The sequence below is a fragment of the Pseudarthrobacter sp. H2 genome (assembly GCF_050157045.1).
GTDB lineage: Bacteria > Actinomycetota > Actinomycetes > Actinomycetales > Micrococcaceae > Arthrobacter.
Genome location: NZ_CP189594.1, coordinates 4,590,207 through 4,615,320, shown reverse-complemented (window position 1 = coordinate 4,615,320; position 25,114 = coordinate 4,590,207). Strand labels below are relative to the sequence as shown.

20 protein-coding genes and 1 pseudogene are annotated in these 25,114 nt (G+C 68.8%); 7 read left to right on the top strand and 14 right to left on the bottom strand.

All coding sequences use genetic code 11. The annotated features are described in order from the left end of the window. Positions 1-64: 64 nt before the first annotated feature. Entirely contained in the window at positions 65-1,183 is a 1,119-nt protein-coding gene (locus tag ACQCSZ_RS21480) for a histidinol-phosphate transaminase (RefSeq protein WP_427005642.1), read from the bottom strand. A 73-nt stretch (positions 1,184-1,256) separates the two neighbouring features. Here ACQCSZ_RS21480 and ACQCSZ_RS21475 point away from each other — a divergent pair, with 73 nt between their 5' ends. Continuing rightward, positions 1,257-1,682: a phage holin family protein gene (locus ACQCSZ_RS21475; protein WP_427005641.1), complete on the top strand. Its 426-nt coding sequence runs from the start codon at positions 1,257-1,259 to the stop codon at positions 1,680-1,682. Between the two features lie 50 nt (positions 1,683-1,732). On the opposite strand, the gene ACQCSZ_RS21470 is transcribed toward ACQCSZ_RS21475, so the two are convergent. Beyond that, positions 1,733-3,175 carry a hypothetical protein gene (locus ACQCSZ_RS21470; RefSeq protein ID WP_427005640.1) on the bottom strand — a complete coding sequence of 481 codons (1,443 nt, stop codon included), beginning with the start codon at positions 3,173-3,175 and terminating at the stop codon, positions 1,733-1,735. After that, positions 3,175-3,588 (bottom strand): hypothetical protein, encoded by a 414-nt coding sequence (locus ACQCSZ_RS21465; protein WP_427005639.1) that lies wholly within the window; start codon positions 3,586-3,588, stop codon positions 3,175-3,177. The genes ACQCSZ_RS21470 and ACQCSZ_RS21465 overlap by 1 nt, the downstream gene beginning before the upstream one ends. Before the next feature lie 177 nt (positions 3,589-3,765). Between ACQCSZ_RS21465 and purB the strand changes: the two genes are divergently transcribed. The 4 genes from purB to ACQCSZ_RS21445 all read left to right on the top strand — a co-directional run bounded on the left by purB (position 3,766) and on the right by ACQCSZ_RS21445 (position 11,447). Further along, positions 3,766-5,208 carry an adenylosuccinate lyase gene (gene purB / locus ACQCSZ_RS21460; protein WP_427005638.1) on the top strand — a complete coding sequence of 481 codons (1,443 nt, stop codon included), beginning with the start codon at positions 3,766-3,768 and terminating at the stop codon, positions 5,206-5,208. Beyond that, entirely contained in the window at positions 5,205-5,873 is a 669-nt protein-coding gene (locus ACQCSZ_RS21455) for a histidine phosphatase family protein (RefSeq protein WP_427005637.1), read from the top strand. The genes purB and ACQCSZ_RS21455 overlap by 4 nt, the downstream gene beginning before the upstream one ends. A 132-nt stretch (positions 5,874-6,005) precedes the next feature. After that, entirely contained in the window at positions 6,006-10,847 is a 4,842-nt protein-coding gene (locus tag ACQCSZ_RS21450) for an NAD-glutamate dehydrogenase (RefSeq protein WP_427005636.1), read from the top strand. 96 nt (positions 10,848-10,943) lie between these two features. Continuing rightward, a complete protein-coding gene (locus ACQCSZ_RS21445) occupies positions 10,944-11,447 on the top strand; it encodes a GNAT family N-acetyltransferase (RefSeq protein ID WP_427005635.1) in 504 nt (167 codons plus the stop codon). Between the two features lie 71 nt (positions 11,448-11,518). Here ACQCSZ_RS21445 and ACQCSZ_RS21440 read toward each other — a convergent pair whose 3' ends face one another. The 4 genes from ACQCSZ_RS21440 to ACQCSZ_RS21425 all read right to left on the bottom strand — a co-directional run bounded on the left by ACQCSZ_RS21440 (position 11,519) and on the right by ACQCSZ_RS21425 (position 15,396). After that, positions 11,519-11,911, bottom strand: a complete 393-nt coding sequence (locus ACQCSZ_RS21440) for a nuclear transport factor 2 family protein (protein ID WP_427005634.1) — start codon at positions 11,909-11,911, stop codon at positions 11,519-11,521. A gap of 152 nt (positions 11,912-12,063) precedes the next feature. After that, complete coding sequence (locus tag ACQCSZ_RS21435) at positions 12,064-13,254, bottom strand: 4-hydroxybenzoate 3-monooxygenase (protein ID WP_427005633.1); 1,191 nt, start codon at positions 13,252-13,254, stop codon at positions 12,064-12,066. A gap of 143 nt (positions 13,255-13,397) precedes the next feature. After that, entirely contained in the window at positions 13,398-14,186 is a 789-nt protein-coding gene (locus ACQCSZ_RS21430) for an IclR family transcriptional regulator (protein ID WP_427005632.1), read from the bottom strand. A gap of 145 nt (positions 14,187-14,331) precedes the next feature. Next, positions 14,332-15,396: an FUSC family protein gene (locus tag ACQCSZ_RS21425; RefSeq protein WP_427005631.1), complete on the bottom strand. Its 1,065-nt coding sequence runs from the start codon at positions 15,394-15,396 to the stop codon at positions 14,332-14,334. A gap of 195 nt (positions 15,397-15,591) precedes the next feature. On the opposite strand from ACQCSZ_RS21425, the gene mscL reads away from it, so the two are divergent. Continuing rightward, positions 15,592-16,143: a large conductance mechanosensitive channel protein MscL gene (gene mscL, locus ACQCSZ_RS21420; protein ID WP_427005630.1), complete on the top strand. Its 552-nt coding sequence runs from the start codon at positions 15,592-15,594 to the stop codon at positions 16,141-16,143. 112 nt (positions 16,144-16,255) lie between these two features. Beyond that, positions 16,256-17,110, top strand: a complete 855-nt coding sequence (locus ACQCSZ_RS21415; protein ID WP_427005629.1) for an amino acid-binding protein — start codon at positions 16,256-16,258, stop codon at positions 17,108-17,110. Positions 17,111-17,128: 18 nt separating this feature from the next. Here the strand turns inward: ACQCSZ_RS21415 and ACQCSZ_RS21410 are convergent, their stop codons facing one another. The 7 genes and pseudogenes from ACQCSZ_RS21410 to ACQCSZ_RS21380 form a co-directional block, all read right to left on the bottom strand. Further along, positions 17,129-19,807, bottom strand: coding sequence for a WecB/TagA/CpsF family glycosyltransferase (locus ACQCSZ_RS21410; RefSeq protein WP_427005628.1), 2,679 nt, complete (start codon positions 19,805-19,807; stop codon positions 17,129-17,131). A 9-nt stretch (positions 19,808-19,816) separates the two neighbouring features. Then, entirely contained in the window at positions 19,817-20,413 is a 597-nt protein-coding gene (locus tag ACQCSZ_RS21405) for an acyltransferase (RefSeq protein ID WP_427008415.1), read from the bottom strand. Between the two features lie 81 nt (positions 20,414-20,494). Then, a pseudogene (locus tag ACQCSZ_RS21400) lies at positions 20,495-20,851 on the bottom strand (VanZ family protein); the annotation flags it as partial. A gap of 127 nt (positions 20,852-20,978) precedes the next feature. Next, positions 20,979-21,635, bottom strand: coding sequence for an acetyltransferase (locus ACQCSZ_RS21395; protein ID WP_427005627.1), 657 nt, complete (start codon positions 21,633-21,635; stop codon positions 20,979-20,981). Continuing rightward, positions 21,632-22,804: a DegT/DnrJ/EryC1/StrS family aminotransferase gene (locus ACQCSZ_RS21390; protein WP_427005626.1), complete on the bottom strand. Its 1,173-nt coding sequence runs from the start codon at positions 22,802-22,804 to the stop codon at positions 21,632-21,634. Before ACQCSZ_RS21390 ends, ACQCSZ_RS21395 begins: the two co-directional genes overlap by 4 nt. Further along, a complete protein-coding gene (locus ACQCSZ_RS21385; RefSeq protein ID WP_427005625.1) occupies positions 22,801-23,796 on the bottom strand; it encodes an NAD-dependent epimerase/dehydratase family protein in 996 nt (331 codons plus the stop codon). Before ACQCSZ_RS21385 ends, ACQCSZ_RS21390 begins: the two co-directional genes overlap by 4 nt. Further along, a complete protein-coding gene (locus ACQCSZ_RS21380) occupies positions 23,793-24,863 on the bottom strand; it encodes a Gfo/Idh/MocA family protein (RefSeq protein WP_427008414.1) in 1,071 nt (356 codons plus the stop codon). Before ACQCSZ_RS21380 ends, ACQCSZ_RS21385 begins: the two co-directional genes overlap by 4 nt. Positions 24,864-25,114 lie beyond the last annotated feature (251 nt).

The window sequence follows — 25,114 nt, the reverse complement described above, 5'->3', positions numbered from 1 at the left end:
ATATTTTGGCTTACTCGTCCTTACTTTATCCGCAGGGGGCTGCCCCCGGGCGTCATGTTAAGCGTTAGGAACCTCGTGGCGGTTTTGTATAGACCGCACAGAGTTCCAGAAACCGGGTGTTGGCCTCGGCCTCGCCGATGCTGACCCGGACGCCCTCGTCCCCGAAGGCCCGGACGGACAGGGCCCGCTCCCCTGCCAGGGCGGCGAATTCAGCACTGTCGGCGCCGAGATTGAGCCAGACGAAGTTGCCCTGCGCATCGGGCACGGCCCAGCCGAGCTCGCGGAGTCCGGCGGTGACGCGGTCCCGTTCGTCGACCAGGCTTTGTACCCTTTCTACAACCTGGTCGTAGTGCTGCAGCGACGTGACGGCCGCGACTTCGCCGATCTGGGAGACCGAGAAGGGCGTCGCGGCGACGCGCAGGTGCTGGGTGAGTTCGGGCCGGGACACGCTGTAGCCGACCCGGAGACCGGCGAGGCCGTGCGCTTTGGAGAACGTCCGCAGCACCACCACGTTGGGGTACTTGCGGTACATCTGGATGCCGTCCACGGCGTCTGCGGCCCGCACGAACTCCTGGTAGGCCTCGTCGATGACCACGACGACGTTGGAGGGCACGGCATTGATGAAGCGCTCGGTTTCCTCGGTCGTGAGGATGGGCCCGGTGGGATTGTTGGGCGTGCACAGCAGGATCATCCTGGTGCGCGCCGATACGGCGGCGGCCATCGCGCCGAGATCATGGCGGCCGTCGCTGGTGAGGGGAATCCGGACGCTCTCCGCACCCGTGAGGCCGACGCAGATGGGGTAGGCCTCGAAGGAACGCCAGGCGTAGATGACCTCGTCGGCCTTGCCGTCGTCGTTCTGGCCCGCGAAGGTGACCAGCAGCTGGTTCAGGGCCCCGAGGCTTCCGGCGCCGGTGACGATGTCGTCGGCGGGCACGTCCAGGAACCCGGCGAGGGCCGCGCGCAGCCTGCTGCTCAGGGGGTCCGGGTAACGGTTGAAATCGGTCTGCTCAGCGACCGCCTGCCGAACTGCAGGAATGGGCGGCAGCGGGTTTTCATTGGAGGACAGCTTGTAGCTGGCAAGGCCCTCGACGGGGACGGGCGCCTTGCCGGCCGCGTAGCGGGGAAGGAGGTCCACCACCGGGCGCGGCCTGATTCCTCCGGCCGGATTCTCTGATGAAGTCATGGCACCTAGCCTACTTCGCCGTCCCTCTTTGCCGTCCCGGCGGGGATGCAGGGGCATGTGACAGCATGGGGCCATGCGTTCATTCATCCTGCGGGTCATCATCAACGGGCTTGCCCTCTGGATCACCGGCTGGATCCTTCCCGGGCTGGACATCTCCACCTCCGCCACCGAGGCGGCCGTGGCCAAAACCGGTATCGGGCAGGGCGCGGACACCATCGGACTGGTCCTGGCGTACCTGTTCATCGGACTGATCTTCGGTGTGGTCAACGCGCTGGTGAAGCCGCTGGTGAGCCTGCTGTCGCTGCCGCTCACCATCCTGACCCTGGGGCTGTTCACGATCGTCATCAACGCGGCCATGCTCTATCTGACCTCCTGGCTGAGCAGCTACACGCCCGTGCATTTCACCATCGACTCCTTCTTCTGGACCGCGGTCTTCGCGGCCATCATCATCACCGTCATCTCGCTGGTCGCCGGCAGGCTCACCGGCGCGAGGCGCTAGGCCTCCAGGGCCGGGCACGGCACGGCCGGCCGGCCTGCCTGCCTGCCTGCCTAAGCCAGCGGACCCGCGGGCTGCCGCCGGGCCTGCGTCCCGTCCGGACCCCGGCGCGGCCCGGGCGCCATGACTGCCCCGTGACGTACCGGCGCGGCGTCCCGCCGGAGCGAGAAACGCGTGACCGTGGCGGCGCCGGCGGTACCCACCACCGCGGCGAGCGCGGCGGTGGAGGCCTGCAGTGACGGATCCCGGCTCGCGGCGACAGCCCCGGCGCCCTCCGCGTAATTGTCCAGGCTGTGGCCGGGGCCCAGGCCGAACTCGTCCAGCGGCGGGATTTCCAGCGGGTTGGTGAGGGTCACAGTCACCCGCTCTTTGGTGTCCGGATTGGGCAGGCCGTCTGCCCCGGGCACCCAGTCCTGCTCGTGCTCCAGATGCAGGCTGCTGATCCCCGGGGCAGGCTCTATACCCCCCACCGGGGAGCCCGCCGTCAGGACAAATTTCAGATCGTATTCGGCCAGGAAGTCCCGGTCCTGGCTGAGGTTCATGGCATGGATGCCGCCCTGGCTGTAGCCGACGGCGGCAACCTGCTCACCCGTTTCCGCTCCTGCCCTGTGCAGGGCCTCCCGGACGGCGGCGTTCGTTTCGGCAGAGCCGTAGCCCAGAGCCTCGGCGATGCCCGCTTCGTCGAAGGGGTTTGTGCCCGCGGGCAGTCCGTCCGTCTGCGTTCCCGGGATGATGACCACCCAGGACCGCAGACTCCCGTTCGCGATCTGGAGGACTTCGATGTCCCCGCTCGTCCGGCCCACGGCTTCAGCCCGCAGCAACAGCCCTGCCGGCGAGAGATCGACGTCCTCCGTCCCCGTTTCCTCGCCCGCGATCCGGACGGGGCGCGGCTGCAGGAACCCCAGTCCCAGAGCCGCGGACAACTCCAGGATGATGCGGCGGACGTCCATGGGCCCGCCGGCGGCGGCGCCCGCGGACCCGTCCGGTGCGGCCCCCAGAAGCATGGCCAGGTTCCTGGAAGCCATGCCGATCCCGCCCTCCACGATGTCCCGCACGTAGAATTCCGGCAGGCCGGAACTCCCTTTCCCGGACCCGTACCCGGACGCGTGCGCTCCCAACCCCGGGAACAAGGCGTTCCGGGCCTCCGTAAACTCATACTCCCGGTGGCTCGCCCTGACATCCCCGGCCATGCGCTCCAGGTCCGAGCGGACGCGGCCGACCGCACGGCCACCTTCGCCCACGGCGGTGATCGCCGAACTGCCGCTGCTGTAGGAATCGGGCTGGTAGGGGAACAGCGCCTGCCGCACCGCGTCCGCTTCCAATTCCACCTCCTGCAGCTGCCGCACGACTCCCTCCAGGGCCGCTGCACCGGCAAGCAGCTCCTCAAACGCGAAGCTGATGCCGCCCACCCCGCCGCGGATCCGGAGCATGCCGTCATCCGGAGGCGCGGACGGGCGCGGAGCTCCTCCGGTGCCCGCCGGTGTTGCGTCCGCCATCAGTAGCCCGGCCGGCCGGAGGAAAGCACTACATTCTGGGCGTGCCGGAGCACCATGGCCGCTGCGTCCTGCAGCGCATTCCGGCTCCTGCGCAGCGAGGCCGCCTGCAGCGACAACGCCGTCCGGTAGGCCCGCCCCGCCGGCGACTGCCAGCTTTGGAGCTCCAGCCGGGCCAGCTGCGCGAGCGCGGCGTCGGCCCGGTCGGCACAGACCGCCACCCGGGCAGCCAGCTGCTGGACCTCGTAACTGCGTGAGGCGCAGGCCGCGGCGTCGGCGGCCGTCACCGGGACGGGAGGACCGGCCGGCCCCGCCGTCGTGCCACCCCTGGCACCTGCCATCGTGCCGGTCATCGCACTGGCCATGTAGTCGCCCACTCTCAGGTTCCCGGCATCACCGGATGGCTTCGGTACCACCGGATGGCTCCTGCATCACCGGATGACTTCGACGCTAGGGATTCCGGCGGCCGTGCTGAAGCCCCGCCCCGGGCCATGTGGACAAGCCGGGAAGGAATGGCGGCCGCATGCAGCCGGCGGAAGTCACACGGAAAGCTGCGCTTAAGGCCCGGCGCGAGTTCGTGAAAGAATCGGGGCATGCCTGAAACTGCCGCCACCGCCGCTACCCGTACGCCTTCCGGACGCCTGGCCCTCGCCGCGTCCTCAGACAAGATCGCGCTCGGCCCGCTGGACGGCCGCTACCAGTCCGCCGTCGCGCCGCTGGTTGACTACCTTTCCGAAGCCGCCCTGAACCGCGACCGCGTGGCCGTGGAAGTCGAATGGCTGATCCACCTGACCGGCAACAACGTCCTGCCGGGGGCCGGGCCGCTGACGGCGGAGCAGCAGGAGAAGCTGCGCGCCATCGTCACCGGATTCGACGCCGGGTCCGTCGCCGAGCTGGCTGACATCGAGGCCGTCACGGTGCACGACGTCAAGGCAGTGGAGTACTACATCGGCCGCCGCCTGCCCAGCATCGGCATCGAGCGCCTCACGGCCATGGTGCACTTCGGCTGCACCTCCGAGGACATCAACAACCTGTCCTACGCCCTGGGCGTCAAGGGCGCTGTGGAGGACGTATGGCTGCCTGCCGCCCGCGGCCTCGTGGCCCAGATCAGCAGGATGGCGGAGGACAACCGCGCCGTGCCGATGCTCTCCCGCACGCACGGACAGCCGGCCACCCCCACCACCCTCGGCAAGGAACTGGCCGTTTACGCCCACCGGCTCAACCGCCAGCTGGACCGCATCGCCCGGACCGAATACCTCGGCAAGATCAACGGCGCCACCGGCACCTATGCCGCCCACGTGGCCTCCGTGCCGGGCGCCGACTGGCAGCACGTCGCCAAAACCTTCATCGAAGGCCTCGGCCTGACCTGGAACCCGCTGACCACCCAGATCGAGAGCCACGACTGGCAGGCGGAGCTGTACGCCGACGTCGCGCGCTTCAACCGGATCCTGCACAACATCTGCACGGACATCTGGAGCTACATCTCCATCGGCTACTTCGTGCAGATCCCGGTTGCTGGCGCCACGGGCTCCTCGACGATGCCGCACAAGGTCAACCCGATCCGCTTCGAAAATGCCGAGGCCAACCTGGAGATCTCCTCCGGGCTGTTCGATGTGCTGGGCTCGACCCTGGTCACCTCCCGCTGGCAGCGCGACCTCACCGATTCCTCCTCGCAGCGCAACATCGGCGTGGCCTTCGGCCACTCGCTGCTGGCCATCTCCAACGTCGCCAAGGGGCTCGACCGGCTCAACGTCGCCGACGACGTGCTCGCGGCCGATCTGGACACCAACTGGGAAGTCCTGGGCGAGGCCATCCAGATGGTCATGCGCGCCGAGGCGATCGCCGGCGTCGACGGCATGGAGAACCCGTACGAGCGGCTCAAGGACCTGACCCGCGGGCAGCGCGTCGACGCCGCACGGATGCGCGAATTCGTCCAGGGCCTGGGCCTCTCCGCGGACGCCGAAGCGCGCCTGCTGGCCCTCACCCCGGGCAAGTACACCGGCATCGCGGAACAGCTGGTGGACCACCTGAAATGAGGCTCCTGCTCATCCGCCACGGCCAGACGCCCGGGAACGTGCTGGGCCAGCTGGACACCGCCCACCCGGGTCCCGGGCTGACCGAGCTCGGGACCCGGCAGGCCGCCGCCCTCGCCCGTGCGCTGGAAAACGAGCAGATCGGCCGCCTCTACGCCTCCACCCTGACCCGCACCCAGCTCACCGCCAGGCCGCTGGCCACGAGGCGGGGGCTCGACGTCGAAGTGCTGGCGGGGCTGCGGGAGATCGAAGCCGGGTCGCTGGAGAAACTCACCGACCACGAATCGCACCTGCGGTACCTGGGCACCGTCTTTGCGTGGGCGGCCGGGGAGCTGGACAGCCGGATGCCCGCCGGGCCGAGCGGCCACGATTTCTTCGAGCGCTTCGATGACTCGATCGCCCGGATTGCCGCCGCGGCCGGCAATTCCGCCACGGGGACCGCGGCCGTCGTCAGCCACGGTGCGGCGATCCGGGTCTGGGCCGGGCTGCGGGCCAGCAACATCGAACCCGGATTCGCCGCCCGGCACGTGCTCGCCAACACCGGCATCGTCGCGCTGGACGGCGACCCCGACGCCGGCTGGCGGCTGATCCACTGGGACGGCACCCCGGTCGGCGGGCTGGTCCTCGCGGACCCGACGGCGGAGGACCCCACCGGCCGCGCGGTGTAGGCCCACCGCACGCGAGCGTGCAGCGGCCGGCACTGGACGGCTTCCGCGCAGCCAGCCATGATAAAAGGAGGCGCGGGGGCTGGATCGTCAGCCGCAGATTGCGATGGCACCCCGCGGTGGAGGCGCTGTGACATGTCAGGCAAATCGGTGCCCGCGGAGCACGCCCGGACCGCAGGTTCCCTGGAGCCCAACGGGCCTTTCCTGGCCGACTACTACGCGCAGGTACCCGCGGAGGACCTGCGGAGCTACAGCCCGGAGACACTCCGGACGCGGGCGGCGCACCACCTGAAAGTGGCGTCGTCGCGGGCCCCCGGCCAGGCCGCCGTCGGGATCCTGAACGAACTTGACGCCAGCATCGTTGCAGTGGTGACCGAGGACATCCCGTACCTGGTCCACTCCATCACGGCGGAGCTCACACGCGACGACGCCTCGATCCGGGTGCTCGTGCATCCGAGCTTCCAGGTGCTGAGGGATCCGGTGTCCCACGCGTTGTTGGACGTCCGGCGCGGCCCTTCCCCGGAAGGCCCTCCGGGAAGCCCTGCCCCGGAACCAGGCAGCACCGAGACCTGGATTGCCGCGGAAATCGGCAGGCTGGCAGACGACACGGCGGCAAGGGAGCTCACAGAAAACCTGCACAGGGTACTGGACGATGTGCGGGTTGCCGCCGCGGACGCTACCGCCGTCCACAGCAAGGTATCCGAGGCCGTCGCCTCGGTGGACGGGTTGCCGCCGGGCCTCGTTCCGCCGCTGGAACAGCTTCGTGAACTGCTCCTCTGGCTGGACGACGGCAACTTCCTGTTCCTCGGCTACGACGAATATGAACTCACGACGGCGGGCGGCCAGGAACTGCTCACCGAGCGGCCAGGTGAAGCGCTGGGCCTGCTGCGGCGGCCACAGGGGGACGCCGCTGGAAGGCCGGGTCCCTGGCAGTCGAGGATCCCTGGGCCCCAGGCGCTCACGCTTGCCACCTCGGAGGTGCGGTCCACAGTCCTGCGGCGGTCCTACCTGGACGAAGTGCGTCTCCAGGTGTTCAACGAGGCCGGCAAAGCCACCGGGGAGCGACGGTTCGTGGGGTTGTTCACTCCCGGCGCCGCGCATCAATCCGTCCGGCGGATTCCGGTGATCCGTGAAAAGGTCCAGGCCGTCAGCGAACGTCTGGGATTTACGCCCCGATCACACCAGGGCAAGGACCTGCTGGCTGTTCTGGAGACCTTTCCGCGCGATGAGCTCTTCCACATCGAGGTGGATGACCTCGCCCGGCTGGCGGGCGAAATCCTCCGCGCCGAGGTACTCCGGCGGACCCGCGTGTTCCTGCGGCCTGACAGCTTTGGCCGGTTCATCTCCGCACTGGTCTTTTTCCCGCGCCGCCGCTACAGCACGGCCGTCCGGCTGCTGATGGAACAGGAGCTCAGGCAGGCCTTCAAGGCGAAATCCATCGAGTTCGAGGCCCGGCTGACCGAATCCCCCATGGCCCGGGTGTTCTTCCGGATCCACCTGGCTGGTGCCGCACCCGATGCCCCGGCGTCCGGCACTGCCGGCGTCGACCCCTCCCAGCTGGAGCGGCGCCTGATCTCAGCCACCCGCTCCTGGACGGACGGACTCGACGAGGTGATCCGTGAGCGCTTCCCGGCGTCGGAGGCCGCCAGGCTCTCCGGATTGTGGTCAGACGCGTTTCCCCCGAGTTATCGCGCGGACTACGAGGCGGAAGCCGCGATCGGGGACATCATCAACTTCGAGACGTTCGACCTGGACGGCACCGGCGGGCGCCCGCATGGGGATCCGCTGCTCACGGTCTACGTCAGGCGGGGCGCCCCGCCCACCCTGGCCGAGGACGCCCGGATCCGCCTCTACCTGACCAGGCCCCGGAGCCTCACGCAGATCCTGCCCTTCCTGCACAACCTCGGGCTCGAGGTGCTTGACCAGCGGCCCTTCGAGCTCCGGCGCGGCACCGCGCAGAACGTGTTTCTGTACGACCTCGGCGTGAAGTATCCCGCCGGCGTTGATCCCGAGGCAAGCAGCGGGCTGCTCGCCGACGCGTTCCGCGCTGCCATGCGGGGCGACATCGAATCCGACCGGATCGACGCACTCGTCATCCGCGAGCGGGTGGGCTGGCGGCAGGCCGCAATCCTGCGAAGCTATGCGAAGTACCTCCAGCAGCTGGGGACAACCACCTCGTACGGGTTCATCGCGGATACGCTGATGACCAATGTCCGGGCAACACACGCACTCCTGGCCCTGTTCCAGGCGAAGTTCGAGCCCGGGCTCGACGTGCCCGGCCGGTTCCGGGAGACCGCCGCAGCACGGAAAGAGCTGCTGGCCGCGATCGACGAAATCCCCGTGCTCGATGCCGACCGGCTGCTGCGGACCTTCATGAACCTCGTGGAAGCAACGCTGCGGACCAACTTCTTCCAGGACAAGCCCCATCTGAGTTTCAAACTGAACCCGGCGGCGATCGCCAATGCCCCGTTTCCCCGGCCCAAGTACGAGATCTGGGTCTACTCCCCGCGCGTCGAAGGCGTCCACCTCCGGTTCGGGGCCCTGGCCCGCGGCGGGCTGCGCTGGTCTGACCGAAGCGAGGATTTCCGGACCGAGGTCCTGGGACTGGTCAAGGCGCAGAACGTGAAGAACTCCGTCATTGTGCCGACGGGGGCCAAGGGAGGGTTCTACCCCAAGCAGCTGCCGGACCCGGCCGCGGACCGGGAGGCCTGGCTGGCCGAAGGCCTGGAATGCTACCGGATTTTCATCAGCGGGCTGCTGGACCTGACGGACAACCTGGTCACCTCCGTCCGCGGCGAAGAGGTGGTCCCGCCGGAGCGCGTGGTGCGCCACGACGGCGACGACTACTACCTGGTGGTGGCGGCCGACAAGGGAACAGCGTCCTTTTCCGATGCCGCGAACGCCGTGGCGCAGGAGTACGGCTTCTGGCTGGGAGACGCCTTCGCGTCCGGCGGATCCGTGGGATACGACCACAAGCAGATGGGAATAACGGCCCGCGGGGCGTGGGAATCCGTGAAGCACCATTTCCGCGAGCTGGGCATGGATCCGCAGGGCGAAGACTTCACCGTGGTGGGCATCGGCGACATGAGCGGCGACGTCTTCGGGAACGGGATGCTGCTCTCGCCCCACATCCTGCTGGTGGCGGCGTTCGACCACCGCCACATCTTCCTCGACCCGGCCCCGGATGCCACGGCATCCTTCGAGGAACGAAAGCGTCTGTTCGGCCTCCCCCGTTCGTCCTGGGCCGACTATGATCCCTCGCTGATCAGCGAGGGCGGCGGCGTCCATTCCCGCAGGGCTAAGACCATCGCGATCACGGAGCAGGTCCGGATGTCCCTCGGCCTGGAACCGGGAACGGCAACGCTTCCGCCCCATGCCCTCCTTCAGGCCATCCTCCGCGCACCCGTGGACCTGGCCTACAACGGCGGCATCGGAACCTACGTCAAGGCCTCCACCGAGAGCCACATAGAGGTGGGCGACAAGGCGAACGACGCCATCCGGGTCAACGGCAACGAACTGAGGGCCAGGATCGTTGCCGAGGGCGGCAACCTGGGCATCACCCAGCGCGGACGGATCGAAGCGGCCCTGAACGGCGTCCTGCTCAACACGGACGCGATCGACAACTCGGCCGGCGTGGATTGTTCGGACCACGAGGTCAACATCAAGATTTTCGTTGACAGGATGATCGCGGCGGGGAAGATGCCGGCGTCGGAACGCGCCGGTTTCCTGCACTCCCTCACCGATGAGGTGGCCCGCCTTGTCCTGGCAAACAACGCGGACCAGAACGTCCTCCTGCTCAACGACCGGCACCTGGTGCTGGAGTGGAGCCCCGGGTTTGAGCGGATCATGGACTGGCTGGAGAACGCCACCGACCTGGACCGCCGGCTGGAGGCGCTGCCGGGCACGGAGGAGCTCCAGGACCGGCTGCGGTCCGGCCATGGACTCACGGCTCCCGAACTCGCCGTGCTCGCCGCCTATGCGAAGATCGAGCTGGCCAGGGAGCTCAGCGCCAGCGATCTTGCCGATGACCCCTGGTTCAAGCGGGTACTCCGCGGCTACTTCCCCCGCCAGCTGTCCGGGCGCTTCGACGCCGAACTGGACGCCCACCCCCTGCGCCGTCAGATCGTGTGCACGGCGGTGGCCAACGACATGATCAACCTGGGAGGAATCACCTTCGCCTTCCGTGCCATCGAGGAAACCACCGCAACTGCTGCGGCCGTCGCCAGGGCCTTTATTGTGGTCCGGGAGGCATACGACCTGCCATGGATAGTGGACCGGATTGCCGGGCTTCCCCCGGGGTTTCCCAGCGAACACGCCGCCCAGGTGGCCCTGCACATGCGCAGGCTCCTGGACCGGGCGACCCGGTGGTACGTGACGCATGACCACCGGGACCAGCCCGTTGCCGAGGCCCTGGGCCGGGTCATGCCCACTTTGGACCTGCTGCGGACCAGGACCGTGGACTTCCTGCGCGGCTCCGATCGCGACCTCGTCCAGGGCCGGATGGCGCACTGGGACGACGTCGGCCTGCCGCGGGAGTTGGGGAAGCGCGCCTCAGACCTGCTCGAAAGCTTCGGGCTTCTGGACATTTCGCTGGTGTCGGAGCAGGTAAAGGAACCCATCACCACCATCGCCGATCTTTATTGGGCGGTTCTTCAGCGGATCGGTGCGGTGGGCCTGCTGCTGCGCATCACCGACCTGCCCCGGCACAGCCGGTGGGAGGCCCTGGCCCGGGCCGCTTTGCGTGATGACGTCTACTCCGCCGTGGCGGACATGACGTTGTACGTCTTGCAGACCACCCAAGGCGGTGACTTCCAGGGCGCCGACAGTATGGAACGCATTGTGGCGTGGGAGCGCGGACACCAGGAGCAGTTGGCGCGGATCAAAGACACGTTCGCGGAGGTCACCAGGCCGGGGCAGGTGGACATCGCCTCCATCTCCGTGGCACTCAAACTGCTCAGAACGCTGGTCCGAAGCTGAACCACAGTTCTCCGGACGCTTACCGGCAGGAAACACCGCGGTAACCGCTGGCTCTTAGGCTTGGTCTGCATACCCCTTCGGCGAAACGAGGCAGCCATGCAGACCAACCCCCGGCTCAACATCAGGCAGGTCACCTGGGCCAACCCCGTGGGTGCGGCCCTGCGCGCCGCCCAGCAGGCGGAACTGGACGCCCGCTTCGGCACCAGCGACCACGAACCCGGACCGCCGCCGTCGGAAGCCGACACCGCCATATTCCTCGTCGCACACGACAAGGCCTCCGGCCAGCCCGTCGGCTGCGGCGGGCTGCGGATCCTGGACGGGCACACCGCCGAGATCAAGCGGCTCTACGTCCTGCCGTACACCCGAGGCTCCGGCGTGGCGACTTCCATCCTGGCGGCGCTGGAAGCCCACGCCCATTCCCTCGGGATCACCTCCATCACCGCGGAGGCGGGCTCCGCCCAGCCCGATGGCCGGCATTTCTACGAGAGTTCCGGCTTCGGAGCCGTGCCGAACTTCGGACCCTATGTGGGGGTGGAGCACTCGTACTGCTACGCCAAGGCGATCGATTCGCACAGCGCCGCGCACACGGCCATGGCCTGACGAGGCGGCGGCCATCTACGCCATCCTGCAGCGGGGCAACGGCCGGACCTCCTTGACCATGCGCGCCAGGATTAGGCCCAGAACTCGTCCACCTTCGCCGTGTCCTCGAAGAACTCCCGGCCCTCGGTGATCTTTCCGTCGCGGACTACAAACGTGATGACGGTGGCCACATCCATGGTTTTGCCGTTGCTTTCGGCGTGCGTTCGCTGGATCCCCACCGTGTGGTCTTCCCCGCCGATGATGTCCTGGACCCCCGGCTGGAAGGAACCCTGGGAGCGTGTTCCCAGTTCACCGAAGTAGGCCAAGACGGCGTCGCGCCCTTGCTTTGTCCCCGATAGCACGCCGCTTCCGGCAACGTGCCAAACCGCGTCCTCCGCGATTATCTCGCTGAGTGCCGCCACATCGCCTGTCTTGAAGGCCTCGTACCCCCGCCGGACCAGTTCAGCATTTTCTGCAGCTCCCATGTCGGACACCTCTCCGTCATCCTTGTCGGGTCATTCCGGGACGGCTTAAGGCTATTCCTGACCCAGGTGCCTGTCGATGGGGAAATCATTGCAGGCTCACGGGCTGCACGGCCGGGGACGCGTGAACCGCGGTCCCCGGCCCGGCGTGGGCCCTAGTGGCCGCCCGGCCAGCCGGTGTACGCCTCGGCCAGGTATGCGCGGCCGTGGCGGGAAGACACTACCGAGTTGAGCTCGCCGAGCTGGCGGGCGCGGGTGAAATCGTCCACATCCGCCGGTGTGTGCAGCATCGACGTCATCCAGTAGGAGAACTGCTGGGCCTTCCAGACGCGGTCCAGGGCGCGGCCGCTGTAGCCGTCCAGCAGGGCGGTGGAGCCGGTCTTGTAGAAGCTGTCGAATCCCTCGAAGAGCACCTTGACGTCATGGAGCGCCAGGTTCAGGCCCTTGGCGCCGGTCGGCGGAACGGTGTGGGCGGCGTCCCCGGCGAGGAAGAGGTTTCCGTGGCGCATCGGGGCGTGCACGAAGCTGCGGAATTTCAGGACCGTCTTGTCGATCACCGGCCCCTCCTTGAGCTCGAAACCGTTGCCGTTGACGCGGCTGCGGAAGGCCTCCCAGATCCGGTCCTCGCTCCAGTTGTTGACGTCCTCGTTCGGATCGCACTGGAAGTACAGGCGCTGCACCGTTTCGGTCCGCTGGCTGATGAGGGCGAAGCCGTTTTCGGAGTTGGCGTAGATCAGTTCGTCGGAGCTGCGGGGCGCCTCGGCGAGGATGCCGAACCAGGCGAAGGGGTATTCGTGGAAGTACCACTTGCGCTGCGCCTCCGGAATCTGGAAACGGCTGTGGCTGCGGGAGCCGTCGGCGCCGGCGATGAAGTCCGCCTGGAGCTCGTATTCCACGCCGTCGGCGTCCGTGAACCAGACCTTCGGCTTGCCTTCAAGGTCATGGATCGTGGTGTCCGTGACGCTGTACCGGACGTCGCCGCCGTCTTCCTTGCGCCGTGCGGCGAGGTCGAGGAAGACGTCGGTCTGGGGGTAGAGCCAGACCGATTCCCCGACGAGCTCCTGGAAGTCGATCCGGTGGCTTTCGCCGTTGAAGCGCAGTTCGATCCCGTCGTGACGGTCACCGTCGCGGAGCACGCGGTCGGAGACGCCGCTGTCAACGAGCAGGTTCACGGAGCCGTGTTCCAGGATGCCGGCGCGCACGGTTTCCGAGATCTCCTGATGGCTGCGGATCTCGATGACGGTGGATTCGATGCCCTGCCTGGCCAGCAGGTGGGAGAGCATCAACCCCGCCGGACCGGCGCCCATGATGGCGACCTGGGTGGTGACGATTGTACGGTTTGCCATGTGTTCCTCGCTTCGTTGCGGCGCCCTGACCGCTGCGTGCCCTGCGGTACTTTGCGTACCCTGCAGGCGGTGCATCCAGCGCATCGGGGCCGGTTGGATTCCCTGGCTACAGTGTGCCCCGGGACACGTGATGGGCGGTACAACTATTCCATTGAATGGAACTGAGCCGGGCGCGGTGAGATGGTGGCCGGCGAGTCATTCAGTTGCCGCCCGATGCCGCGCGCCGCCGTCTGCAGGGCCGGGACCAGCGCCTGCAGCCGCATCTCGCGCAGCGGAACCACGACGCCGAGCGCGGCCACCGTGCGGTTCCGCGCGTTCCGCACGGGCACGGCAATGCCCCAGGTGTCCGGGTCCACGACGCCGGCGAGCTGGGCGTACCCGTGGGCGGCAGTCTCGTGAAGGAGGGCGCGGACATCCTCCGCGCGCAGCTTGCCCGCGGGATCCTTGAACCCGCGCAGATACTCAGCCTGCACGGCGGCTGGCTGGTTGGCCATCAGGGCAAGGCCCGCCGAGGACACGTGCACCGGCATCCGGCCCGCAATCTTTGCCCTGTTCGCCACGGATCCGCGGCGTGAGAGCCGTTCCACGAAGAGCGCCTCCCGGCCGTCCAGCACCGCCAGGTTCACGTTCTGGTTCAGCACCTGCTGGATGTCGTCCATGAACGGCAGGGCCGCCTGGCGCAGGGCGAGGGTGGGCGAGTTGCGGTTGACCAGCTCCCAGAGCCGCAGCCCCAGCCGGACCGAGCCGCCGCTTCCCAGTTCCAGGAGCCCGTGTCCCGCGAGCTGCCGGACCAGCCGGTGGGCCGAGGCGAGGGGCAGGGCGGCACGGCCGGCCAGCTCGGAGAGCTGCAGCTCGGTGACGCCCTCCGGAAAGGCCTCGATCACCCGGACGACGCGGTCCACCACGGAATCCCCGGAGACAGAATTCGCCATGGGTGCCTCTTCCGTTGAATGGTATCTGCTCTTCCACCCTACCCCTTGCGGCGGGAGGGTGGGACAGCCAGCTTTTGGCATTCGACCGCACACCATCCCCGCGGCGGCCGGCGCGGGCGCCGCCGTCGGGCGCCAGCAGCAGCCGCTAGGGCGCGGGCTGGCGGGCGCGCAGGCGGCGCCAGACCGTCGGGGCCAGCACGACGGCGACGCCGACCGCGGCACCGATGACGGTCTCCACGATCCGGTCCCGCAGCAGGATTCCGGGCGAGGAGGGCGCCACCAGCAGCGTCGTGATCAGCGCCACTGGCGTGACGAAGACCTGCGCCAGGACGTATTGGCGGGCGATGAACATTTCGGCGCCGAACTGGCAGGCCGCGATCACCAGCACGGTCTGCCACGGGGCGGGCCGGAGCCACAGGATCCCGGCCAGCACCACCAGCCCCAGGGCCGTGCCCACGATGCGCTGCATCCCCCGGCTGACACGGTGCCGGGTGGAATGCCCCACCAGCGGGACCACCGCCGCCACCATGGCCCAGTAATTGTGGCCGAAGCCGAGCCATTGACCGGCCAGGGTCCCCAGGGTTCCGGCCACGCCGGCCGCCACGACGTACCCCACGGCCTCGAGCCGGGCAGCCCGCTTTTCGCCCGGCGTCAGCCGCGGGGGCTTCGGCCGCACCCACGGCGTCCGGTGGCTTCGGGCCACGCGGGCGGATATTCCGATCAGCAGCGAGAGCGAGACAGTGAGGGCCGCCACCAGCATGCCTTGCCACAGCGGCGGCTGGTTGGGGATGGACGCGATGGCCGCGAAGGCGAAGATGTGGAAGAGTGAGCCTGCCGGGCGGAGGCGCCACCACGCGACGATCAACGAACAGGCGCCGGCCACCACGGTGGTGGCCAGGACCTGGATCCACGTGGTGCCCGCGGGAGTGAGCGCGAAGGCCTCGCCGGTGCGGGCCGTCAGGGCGGCAAGGAGCATCACGAGCATCATGAGCAGGCCGGCCCGCAGCTGGATGGTGAACCGCCTGGCGTGCGGCTCGTTCCGGCCGTAGATCCCGGTGAAGGCCCCGAAGGAGGCGAAGACGGCCAGGTCGAGGCGGTCCAGCAGCAGGAGGGTGGCCAGGGGAACAAAGACGCCGACGGCGCAGCGGAGCGCCACCTGATGGTCGTTCTTGCCGGGTCCCATGGTGAACATCTCGGAGAGCATCTTCACGGCTGGGCGCCTTTCGTTGAGGTCACAATGGTACGACGGCGGCGGTGGCATCCACGCTGGATTCTACGCCGCAACGGCAACGGGGCAGCATCGCCCGGCCGTTCATTGGAATCGGACCCGCGCGCACGAAGTGGTAGCGTCTTTCGGTTGGTTCCTGCAACCAATTCATCCAGCAAAGACATACCGGAGGTCCCCATGCTCAAAGGATTCAAGGATTTCATCCTGCGCGGCAACGTGATCGAACTGTCCATCGCCGTCGTCGTCGGCACGGCGTTCACGGCACTGGTCGGCGCATTTACCTCCAACATCGTGAACCCGGTCATTGCGGCGGCGGGCGGTGTGGAAACCGACGGCCTGGGCTTCCACATCTGGCCCGGCAATGCGAAAACCTTCGTCAACTTCGGCGCGGTGATCACCGCTTTCCTCACCTTCCTGATCACGGCGGCGGTGGTGTATTTCCTCTTCGTGGCACCCATGAACAGGATCAACGGCATGGTCAAGAAACGCCTGGCCACGGCGGAACCCGAGGAGAAGCCGCTGCCGGCGGACACCGCGCTGCTCGCCGAGATCCGTGACCTGCTGGCGCAGCTCGCCGCCCCGGAGCGGACGGCCGGACTGCCCGGTTCGACGGCGGCCGGGCAGGCGGCCGCGGCGGCGGCCGGGCCGTCCGGCGAAGAGGCGGGCGCAGCGGCGGCCGGGCCGTCCGGCGAAGAGGCGGCCGAGCTGACCGGTTCGCACCGCCGCTGACCGGGCCAGGCCGGTGCTTCCTGGCGGCAGCTCGCCTTGGCCGGCAGCGCCGGGTCCGAATCCGTCACCCGGCCGCAATCCGCCTGAAACAGCGGGCCGCCATCATGGGAGCATGAAGCCTAAAGCCCCTGGCAGAACACCGTCCCCCGCGCCCTCCGAATTGAGCTGCGAAGTCTGCGGCCAGATGCCCGAACCGACCAAGGCCAGGCTGACCCTGGCCAATATCGCCGTGATGCTGCCGATTGAACTGCTGGTGCACGCCGCTGTGGTGGAAACGCACCTGCCGTATGTCGCCAAGGTGCTGGTCCTCACGCTGACCGCCACGATCCTGGTGATCTGGGTGGCGGAGCCCTCGGCGGCGCGGATGCTGCGGCGCTGGCTGCACGCCCCCGCCCTGCGGCACCGCAGCCGGCTGGTGGCGGCGCCTGCCCTGTGGCGGGCCAGGACAGTCCTGAAGGACAGGCCCGGTTCGCTGCAGAAGATCACGCAGTCGCTGGCCAGGCTGGACACCAACATCCTCAGCATCCATGTCCACCCGGTGGCGGACGGGGTCCTGGACGAGTTTGTGCTGTCCGCGCCGGGGGAGCTCCGCGAGGGCGAGCTGCTCCGGGCACTGCGCGACGGCGGCGGGAAGGATCCGCACGTCTGGCCCACCACGGCGCTGGCCATGGCCGACGGGCAGACCGGCGCGCTGAGCCTGGCCGCCCGGATCGCCGCCAATCCGGATGAGCTGCCGCTGGCGGTGGCGGAATTGCTGCATGCCCGGATTGTCCCCGCCGAGGGTCCGGGCCCGTGGCAGGAGGCCTCCGCCGCCGGCGGCACGATACTGCGCATCCCGACCGCCTGGCACGGCCCCATCAGCTTCATCCGGCCCGACGAGCCGTTCACTCCGGCGGAGTCCGCCCGCGCCCACCGGCTCGCGGAACTCGCCGAGACCCTGGCCCACCGCCCGGCCCCTCCGGCCTAGCAGGGCTCCCGGGGCATATCAGGGCTCCCGGCCGTCATCCGCTGCCTGAGCGGCCGGAACTCCGCCGGCGTCGTCAGGCCCCGCGCCGCGGCTTTCCGTGGCCGGCGGACGGCTGCTTTCGTCACGTTCCCAGCCGCCCGGCCGCCCGGCACCCCTGCGCCCCGCAACGGCGAATCCCAGATAGACGACGGCGTTGGCGGCCGAAAGCGGGCCGCGGATGGACCTGACCAGCTCGGCCAGGGTCTGCCGTGCCGTGCTGTGCCGGCCGTCACGGCCGTTCTGCTCGGCGTTGCCGCGGTAGACGCGGTGCAGCACCGCCAGCTGGGCCCGCGGGGTCCGGGGCGGGCGGATCACCACGGGGTCCTCCACATCCAGGACTGCCTTCTCAGTTGCCGAGAAGAGCCGGTCCACGAAAAGGTCGTCGGCGATCAGGTCCGGGAACTCCCCAAAGCGCCGCCGGCCCTGCTCGGACAGGCCGTAGGCGCCGCCCGCCCAGAGCCCGTTGCCGGCGGACGGCAGCCGCAGCCGGGCGCGGTAGTAAGCGTGGATGAGCGGGTGGGCATCCTGCAGGTCCAGGCGGACGGCGGGACGTGCCGCCAGGAGGCTGCCCTGCGACAATGCGTTCAGGACGTCCCGCACCGCACCCGGGCTGATCTGCACGTCGGCGTCCAGGTAGAGCCGTGGCCACCGTGTTGTGGCGGCGTCTCCTGCGTTCAGGGCCGCGGTCTTGGAGGGCTGCTGCGCTTCCAGGACCGTCACGCCCTCGAAGCGGCGGGCGACCTCGGCCGTGTCATCGGTGCAGCCGTTGCAGACGACGATCACGTCCAGCTTTCCGCTGGCCGCCATCGGGGCCAGCGGTGCCAGGGTGCGGGCAATGACTCCCGCTTCGTTGTGCGCCGGGATGATCACAGAGCCCTCGGGGAAATCCCGGGTGTCCTTATCCTGGGTGGGGCCGGGCAGGGCAGCCCAGAGATCCTCGAAGAGCATGGCCCGCAACACCCCCTTGCGCTCCGGCTTCCAGCACCGGAGCACTTCAGACAGGACCAGAATGGCGTGGAACAGGGCCGCATACGCTGCGGAGTGGTACTTGCGGACGTACCGGGTCCGGTTGACCGCCATCAGGGCGTTCAACTCCGCCGAAGCGCCGGAACCGCCGCCCACATGGGTCATGGTGGCCGCCGGCTCGTACCAGACGGTTTCGTCAAGCATGCGCAGCCGGCGGAAGAAATCGGTCTCTTCCGAATAAAGGAAGTACGACTCGTCCCACGGCACCAGGTCAGCCACGGACCGCTGGACCATCAGCGCGGCGCCGGTGGCCCATTGGACGGGGTGCGCGTGGGCATAGCTCTCCGTATTGAAATCGGTGGTGGCCAGCCAGCCGGGCCGGTTGGGCACGCGCCGGCCCAGCAACGCGTCCCCGACGGCCCGGGGGAGGCTGGGCTCCCGGTGCAGCGTCGGGCTGGTGGCACCGTCCGCATCGACCAACCGGGGGACGACGGCCCCGGCGTGTGAGCCGCGCAGCCGGTGCAGCATGGTCTTCAGGCTGCCGCGTCCCACCCGGACGTCCGGGTTGAGCACGACTACCGTCGCGGCATCCCCCGCCCGCAGCAGGGCGGCGTTGATGCCGGCCGAATACCCCAGATTCCCGCCGGTGGGAAACGCGATGACGTCCGGGTGCCCGCGGCGTACCAGCCCCAGGGTGCCGTCTTCGGAGGAATTGTCCGCAACCAGCACCCGCAGCGTCAGATCGGGCGTTTCGGCCCGCAGGCTGTCCAGCAGCGGGCCAATGTCCCGGGAACTGTTGTAGGTAACGACGACGACGGCGGCATCGACGCAGCCGTCCGGTCCGGTGAAGCTGCCGGGCGTCCGGGACGCCGGCGCGGCCGTCGGTGCGGAATCGGGCATGGCCGGCGGCACGGTGGATGAGCCCGTCAGCAGTTTCAGGTATGCGGGCGGCCCGCCGAGCAGATAGCGGCCGGCCAGCCGCCTGGGTTCCAGGGCCAGCCGGTAGCTCCATTCCAGGCCGTGCTCGCTGGCCCATCGGGGTGCGCGCCGTACCCGGCCGGCGAGGAAGTCCACGGCCGCGCCGAAAGCCAGCAGCACGGCGGCGCCGGTAAGCGTACCGTATTCGTCGATCCAGAGCTCCTGGCGGGGTTTGCCGAGCCCCACGTAGAGTATCTGCGCGCCGGAGCCGGCTATGCTCCTGGCGATCCGGTCCGACTCCTGGGCGGAGGCCAGCTCCTGCCGGTCCGGGGACCACATTCCGGCAACCAGGAGCCGCGGATGTTCCCGTGCAATCTTTTCTGCCAACAGCCGCTGGTTGTCCTCCGAGCCGCCGAGGAATCCCACCTTCAGGCCCAGTTCCTCGGCGCGGACCAACAGCGGGGAGGCAAGATCGCTCCCGGCGAGCCGCGGCCATCGACGGCCGGTGAGCCGCTGGGACTGGGCCACCAGGGGCGCACCGTCGAGGAGGTAGAGCCACTCCAGGTCGCTGGCCGGATCCGCGTGCAGGGTGCCCTCCCATCGCCCGCCGGTGCCGAAATGGTTGAGATGGTCAAGATTTACCGAAGCCACGGCAAGCGGTCGAGCCCCGCCGTCGGCGGCACGGGCGAGGATAAGCTCCAAAGCCGGCCCCGGGTCCATGAGATCCACGGGTGTGCCGCCCAGTATCACCTTGCTGCTGTCCAGCTTCTGCACGACGCCCCCTCAGTCCATGTCAGCGGGCAATAAATGCCCGTCAGCTTCGATGTAGCGGCGCCCGGTCACCGGGCATAGCCAGGTTCCGCCGTCGTCCTGCTTCAGCGGATGCCCGGCCTCGCCCACCCAGCCCGCCTGCCGCGCCGGGACGCCGACTACCACGGCGTAGTCCGGCACATCTTTCGTGACGACGGCCCCGGCTGCCACCGTCGCCCATTCGCCGATGCGGACCGGAGCGACGCAGACAGCGCGGGCGCCGATGGAGGCACCCTTTCCGACGGTCACGCCGACGGCTTCCCAGTCGTCCGAATTTTTGAGGATTCCATCCGGGGTGATGGCCCGCGGATGCAGGTCGTTGGTCAGCACGGCGGCCGGGCCGATGAAGACGCCGTCGGCCAGGCGCGCCGGTTCGTAGACCAGGGCATAGTTTTGCAGTTTGCAGTTGTCCCCCACCCGGACGCCCGGACCGACATACGCGCCGCGACCGATGTTGCAATTGCTGCCCACCGTGGCGTCTTCTCGGATCTGGGCGAGATGCCAGATCCGGGTGTCCGTGCCGATGCTCGCGGTTCCTGCCACGTCGGCTGTGCTGGCAATATCCTTCATGTCGCTCCTGCCGTAAGCGGTTCCGGTGCCGGGGACCGGAGTGTTGGGGGGCGCACCGCGCCGGATACGCGCCAGCCGGATGGCCGCCGCTCCCATCAATGCGCCGAGGGTGTTGGTTGCGACGTCCCGCAGGCTTGCCGTGCGCTGGCTCAGCAGCAGGAACTGGATGGTTTCGATCGCCGCGGAGGTGGTCAGGCCGACCATGGCAGCCAGCCACCAGCGACGGGCCGGCACCAGCAGGGCGACCAGCAGCCCCAGGGGGACGAAGAGGATCACGTTGGCAACGCTTTCCACGTGTTTGTATTCGATTCCCGCGGTGAGGGCGTTCCCGTCCAGCGACGAGAGCAAGTCATTGACGAAGGCGATCAGCGGCCGGTCCACGGCCGTGGGCCAGAATCCGATACAGGCCAGCGTTGCAAGGTAGAGCGTGAGCAGCATGAGGATTCCGTGGCGGGCATTGGGATGCAGCAGCTGCGACGTACCCATCGCTCAACCTCCGGCCGCAGTGCGCACGGCGGCCGGGGTAACGGCCGGGGGCCGGGGATTGACGACGATTCCCATGACTTTATGACCCCACCCGGCTGGGAATTCCGCTTCGCATCGCGCGCGCCGGAACACCGACCCAGGTCGCGTCCGCCGGCACGTCCCGCAGGACGACCGCCCCCATGCCGATCATGGCTCCGGCGCCCACCGAAGTCCCTTCCCTCACGCTGGCGTTCATGCCCAGGTAGGCGGCGCGCCCGATCCTGACTCCCCCGCCCAGCGAGACTCCGGAGGCGAAGGTGGCGAAATCCTCCACGACATCGTCATGGGTGAGCGTCACGCCGGGCATCACCACCACATGCTCCCCGAGCGTCACCCCCGCGGTCAGGGTGACGTGGCCCAGCAGGATGCTCCCCACGCCGATCCGGCATCCCGCGGGGATCCGCACCGAGGAGTCCACGACGGTGGTGAAGCGGCTCTGCGGAAACCCCAGGCCGGCCAGCCGGGCAACGACCCGGGCCCGCCCGCTTCCCGCGCCGACGCAGACGACCGCCCGGGCCTGCGGGTAGCGGAGCGCGTCACTGACCGGGCCGAGGACGCGTGCTCCGTCCACGACGGATCCCGCCTTGTCCTCGTCGTCGTCGAGGATCCCGACGACGTCGTGTTGGCCGCTCTCGCGGACGGTGGCCAGGACCTCGCGGGCCAGGCCGCCGGCGGCGATCAGAAGGAGCTCATTCATGTGGCCGCTCCCCCGCCGGCGCGCCGAACGGAGCGGATCACCCGGGACTGATCGCCCGGCGTCAGCTGATGGTAGACCGGGAGGATCACGGTGTTGTCGGTGAGCCGTTCGGTGACGGAAAGGTCCGCCCCGCCGGTATCCGATCCGGCGTAGGCAGGCTGCCGGTGTGCGGCCATGATGCCGCGCCGGGCGGAAATGCCATCCCGCGCGAGCTGTTCCAGCAGTTCCTCGCGCCCCAGGGCGAACGCCGGGAGGACCTCGAACCAGAAGGACTGGAAGTTACTGGTGCCGTACGCCGGGTCCTGGCTGAAGCGAAGCCCCTCCACCTCGCCCAGCGCCTGCCGGTAGACGGCCACAATCTGCCGGCGCCGGGCCACGGCCTCGGCCAGCCGGCCCAGCTGCACCAGGCCCACTGCGGCCTGCATGTCGGTCATCCGGTAGTTGAACCCGATCTCGAGATATTCCTCGGCCGGGGCCAAAACCGAGGCGTGGCGGTCGTTGGCGGACACGCTCATCGCGTGTTCGCGGAGTTGCCGGGCCCGGTCCGCCCATTCGCTGTTGCGCGTGGTCAGCATGCCGCCCTCGCCGGTGGTCAGGATCTTGCGGGGATGGAAGGACCACGCGGCGAGCTCGGCGCCCGCCCCCACCGGCCGCCCGCGGTAGGTGGAGCCTGCCCCGCAGGCGGAATCCTCGATCACCGTGATGCCCAGCGGGTCGCACAATTCCCGGATCGGTTCCAGATCGACCGGCATGCCGCCCTGGTCCACCACGATGACGGCGCGCGTGGCCGCCGTCAGGGCCGCGGCGATGCTCTGTGCCGACACGTTCCCGGTGTCCGCCTCGACGTCGGCAAATACCGGGCGGGCGCCGACATAGCTGACGGCGTTGGCGGTGGCGATGAAGGAGAACGACGGGACGACGACGTCGTCGTGCGGCCCGACGCCGGCCACTTTCAGTGCCAGGTGCAGGGCCGTGGTGCAGTTGGAGACCGCAACGGCGTGCGCGGCCTGCTGCGAGGCGGCGAAGGCTGCCTCAAACCGTGCCACGCGGGGTCCCTGCGCCACCCAGCCCGAGGCGATCACTTCCGCAACGGCGTCGGATTCCTCGACCCCGAGCCAGGGCTTCATCACGTTGATCCGGCTCAGCACCCGGTCCTGGCTGATGGTCATCGCACGCCTCCCACCCTGGCGGCGGCGATTTCCCCGCGCAGCGGACGCCACCAGTCCACGAGTTCCCGGAGTCCCTCCTCCAGCCCGGTGTCGGCGGTGAATCCAAGGTCGAGCCTGGCCGCCGTGGTATCCGCCTGCCGCCGGACGACGCCGTTGACGGCGCGGTCCGGACCGTGCTCCACGTGCAGGTCCGAGTCCATGGCCCGCAACAGCGCCTCGGCGAGGTCCAGCAGGCTGGTCTCGGCGCCGCTCGCGACGTTGTAGACGCCCTCGCGGGCGCCGCTCCCGGCCGCCAGGATATTGGCCCGGGCAATGTCCCTGGTATGGACGAAGTCCATGGTCTGCCGTCCATCGCCGAAGATGAGCGGCGGCTGGCCGTCCGCGATGCGTTCCATCCAGCGCACCAGCACCTCGGTGTACAGGCCGTGCACGTCCATCCGGGGCCCGTAGACGTTGAAGTACCGCAGCAGGACATAGTCCAGCCCGGTCATGGCCCGGAAGCTGCGGACCATGCCTTCGTTGAACGACTTGGCGGCCCCGTAGAAAGTGTCGTTGTTGTGGTGGTGGTGGCGTTCCGTGGTGGGGAATGACTCCGCCATGCCGTAGACCGAGGCGCTGGACGCCGCAATCAGCTTGTCGACGCGCTGGGCTGCCGCCGCCTCGATCACGTTGAAGGTGCCGTCCACGAGCACCTCCAAGGCCAGCCGGGGCTCCTCCGCGCACTGGGTAATCCGGATGGCCGCCTGGTGGAAGACGATGTCCTTGCCCCGGGTCAGGTCGTGGACCAGATCCCGGTCGCGCAAATCGCCTTCGATCAGCTGCACCCGGCCGGTGGCCATCGCCTCGTCGAGGTTGGCCCGGCGGCCCCGGACCAGGTTGTCCAGGATCTGGATCCGGTCAACCCCCGCGGCGATCAGGTGGTCAACGATTGTGGACCCGATGGTTCCGGCTCCGCCGGTCACCAGGACCTGCGCCCCCTGCAACGTGCTCATCGCATTCCCTCCAATTGGGCCTCGTTGCCGATGACGGCGCTGGACGCTCCATCCGCTCTGAGGCTGTTGCTGACTGCTTCCAGCACCGAAAGCACCCGGAGGCCGGAGGCCCCGCTGGTCCGCGCCGGCCGCTGCTGCCAGATGCTGCTGGCGAATTCGGCCACCATCTGCCCGAGTGCCTCGTGCTCGGGCAGGGCCGGCGACCAGGTGTCGCCGAGCCGGTAGGAAATGGCCGAGGCTTGTCTGTCTGCCGCTGACCGGGACTGCTTGTCCAGGCTCACTCCACGGTCGTAGATGCTAAGCCGCTGCTGCGGATTCAGGTCGTCCCAGACGAGCGTGCGCTGGGAGCCGCCGACCACGAGTTGGCGGATCTTCGTGGGGCTGAGCCAGTTCACGTGCACGTGCGCCATGGCATCGTGGGGCAGCGCGAAGGTCAGGTGGCCCACGCAGGCGCGTCCGGTGCCCAGCGGATCTGCGCCATGGGCGGCCACCTCGGCAGGCCGCAGGCCCCCGGGAAGGATGAAGTCGAGGATGGACAGATCGTGCGGGGCAAGGTCCCAGAAGACGTCCACGTCCGGCTGGACCAGTCCCAGGTTGATCCGCACCGAGTCGATGAACAGGATCTCGCCCAGCGAACCTTCTGCGATCAGTTCCCGGATCTTCAGGACGGCCGGGGTGTAGCAGTACGTGTGGTCCGCCATCAGGACCAGGCCCCGCTCCTCGGCTTCTTCGACCATCTCAAGGCCTTTGGCCCGGCTGTCCGCCAGCGGCTTTTCAACGAGGACGTGCTTTCCGGCCCTGAGCGCCGTCAAGGCGATGCCGTGGTGCGTATGTGCCGGCGTCGCAATCGCGACGGCATCGACGTCGACCGTCTCCAGCAATTCCTGGACCGACCCGCAGACGGGAACACCTCCGTGCGCGGCGGCCAGCTTGGCGGCCCGGGAATGGTCCATGTCCACGATTCCGGCGAGTTCCCAGTCGGGACTGGCCTTGAAATTGCGTGCCAGGTTCGGTCCCCAGTAGCCGGCGCCGATGACGGCGGCCCGCAAGGGAGCGGCGGCCGCCATGAGGTCCACTTCACTGCCGAAGGGCTTCCCCGGGCGGTTCACTGGACTGCCGGTCGGCCGTAAAAAAAGAAGCGTGGCCGATAATCCGGCATTGCTTCCCGGTGGACTGAAGTACATCCCGCCATGGCCAACCCCCCAGGCTGATCGGTGGTGGCATCGATTGATGCCACCACCCATCCAAGCCGGAGGATGCCCTGCCGGTCACGAGTGACCCATACTTGGCTTTGCGGCCAGTCCCGCTCCGCCGCGCC

Bases quoted from the DNA above. Each gene is read 5' to 3' on its own strand.
- ACQCSZ_RS21480 (WP_427005642.1), bottom strand. From the start codon at position 1,183: ATGACTTCATCAGAGAATCCGGCCGGAGGAATCAGGCCGCGCCCGGTG.
- ACQCSZ_RS21475 (WP_427005641.1), top strand. From the start codon at position 1,257: ATGCGTTCATTCATCCTGCGGGTCATCATCAACGGGCTTGCCCTCTGG.
- ACQCSZ_RS21470 (WP_427005640.1), bottom strand. From the start codon at position 3,175: ATGGCGGACGCAACACCGGCGGGCACCGGAGGAGCTCCGCGCCCGTCC.
- purB (WP_427005638.1), top strand. From the start codon at position 3,766: ATGCCTGAAACTGCCGCCACCGCCGCTACCCGTACGCCTTCCGGACGC.
- ACQCSZ_RS21455 (WP_427005637.1), top strand. From the start codon at position 5,205: ATGAGGCTCCTGCTCATCCGCCACGGCCAGACGCCCGGGAACGTGCTG.
- ACQCSZ_RS21450 (WP_427005636.1), top strand. From the start codon at position 6,006: ATGTCAGGCAAATCGGTGCCCGCGGAGCACGCCCGGACCGCAGGTTCC.
- ACQCSZ_RS21445 (WP_427005635.1), top strand. From the start codon at position 10,944: ATGCAGACCAACCCCCGGCTCAACATCAGGCAGGTCACCTGGGCCAAC.
- ACQCSZ_RS21440 (WP_427005634.1), bottom strand. From the start codon at position 11,911: ATGGGAGCTGCAGAAAATGCTGAACTGGTCCGGCGGGGGTACGAGGCC.
- ACQCSZ_RS21435 (WP_427005633.1), bottom strand. From the start codon at position 13,254: ATGGCAAACCGTACAATCGTCACCACCCAGGTCGCCATCATGGGCGCC.
- ACQCSZ_RS21430 (WP_427005632.1), bottom strand. From the start codon at position 14,186: ATGGCGAATTCTGTCTCCGGGGATTCCGTGGTGGACCGCGTCGTCCGG.
- mscL (WP_427005630.1), top strand. From the start codon at position 15,592: ATGCTCAAAGGATTCAAGGATTTCATCCTGCGCGGCAACGTGATCGAA.
- ACQCSZ_RS21415 (WP_427005629.1), top strand. From the start codon at position 16,256: ATGAAGCCTAAAGCCCCTGGCAGAACACCGTCCCCCGCGCCCTCCGAA.
- ACQCSZ_RS21405 (WP_427008415.1), bottom strand. From the start codon at position 20,413: ATGAAGGATATTGCCAGCACAGCCGACGTGGCAGGAACCGCGAGCATC.
- ACQCSZ_RS21395 (WP_427005627.1), bottom strand. From the start codon at position 21,635: ATGAATGAGCTCCTTCTGATCGCCGCCGGCGGCCTGGCCCGCGAGGTC.
- ACQCSZ_RS21390 (WP_427005626.1), bottom strand. From the start codon at position 22,804: ATGACCATCAGCCAGGACCGGGTGCTGAGCCGGATCAACGTGATGAAG.
- ACQCSZ_RS21385 (WP_427005625.1), bottom strand. From the start codon at position 23,796: ATGAGCACGTTGCAGGGGGCGCAGGTCCTGGTGACCGGCGGAGCCGGA.
- ACQCSZ_RS21380 (WP_427008414.1), bottom strand. From the start codon at position 24,863: ATGGCGGCCGCCGCTCCCTTGCGGGCCGCCGTCATCGGCGCCGGCTAC.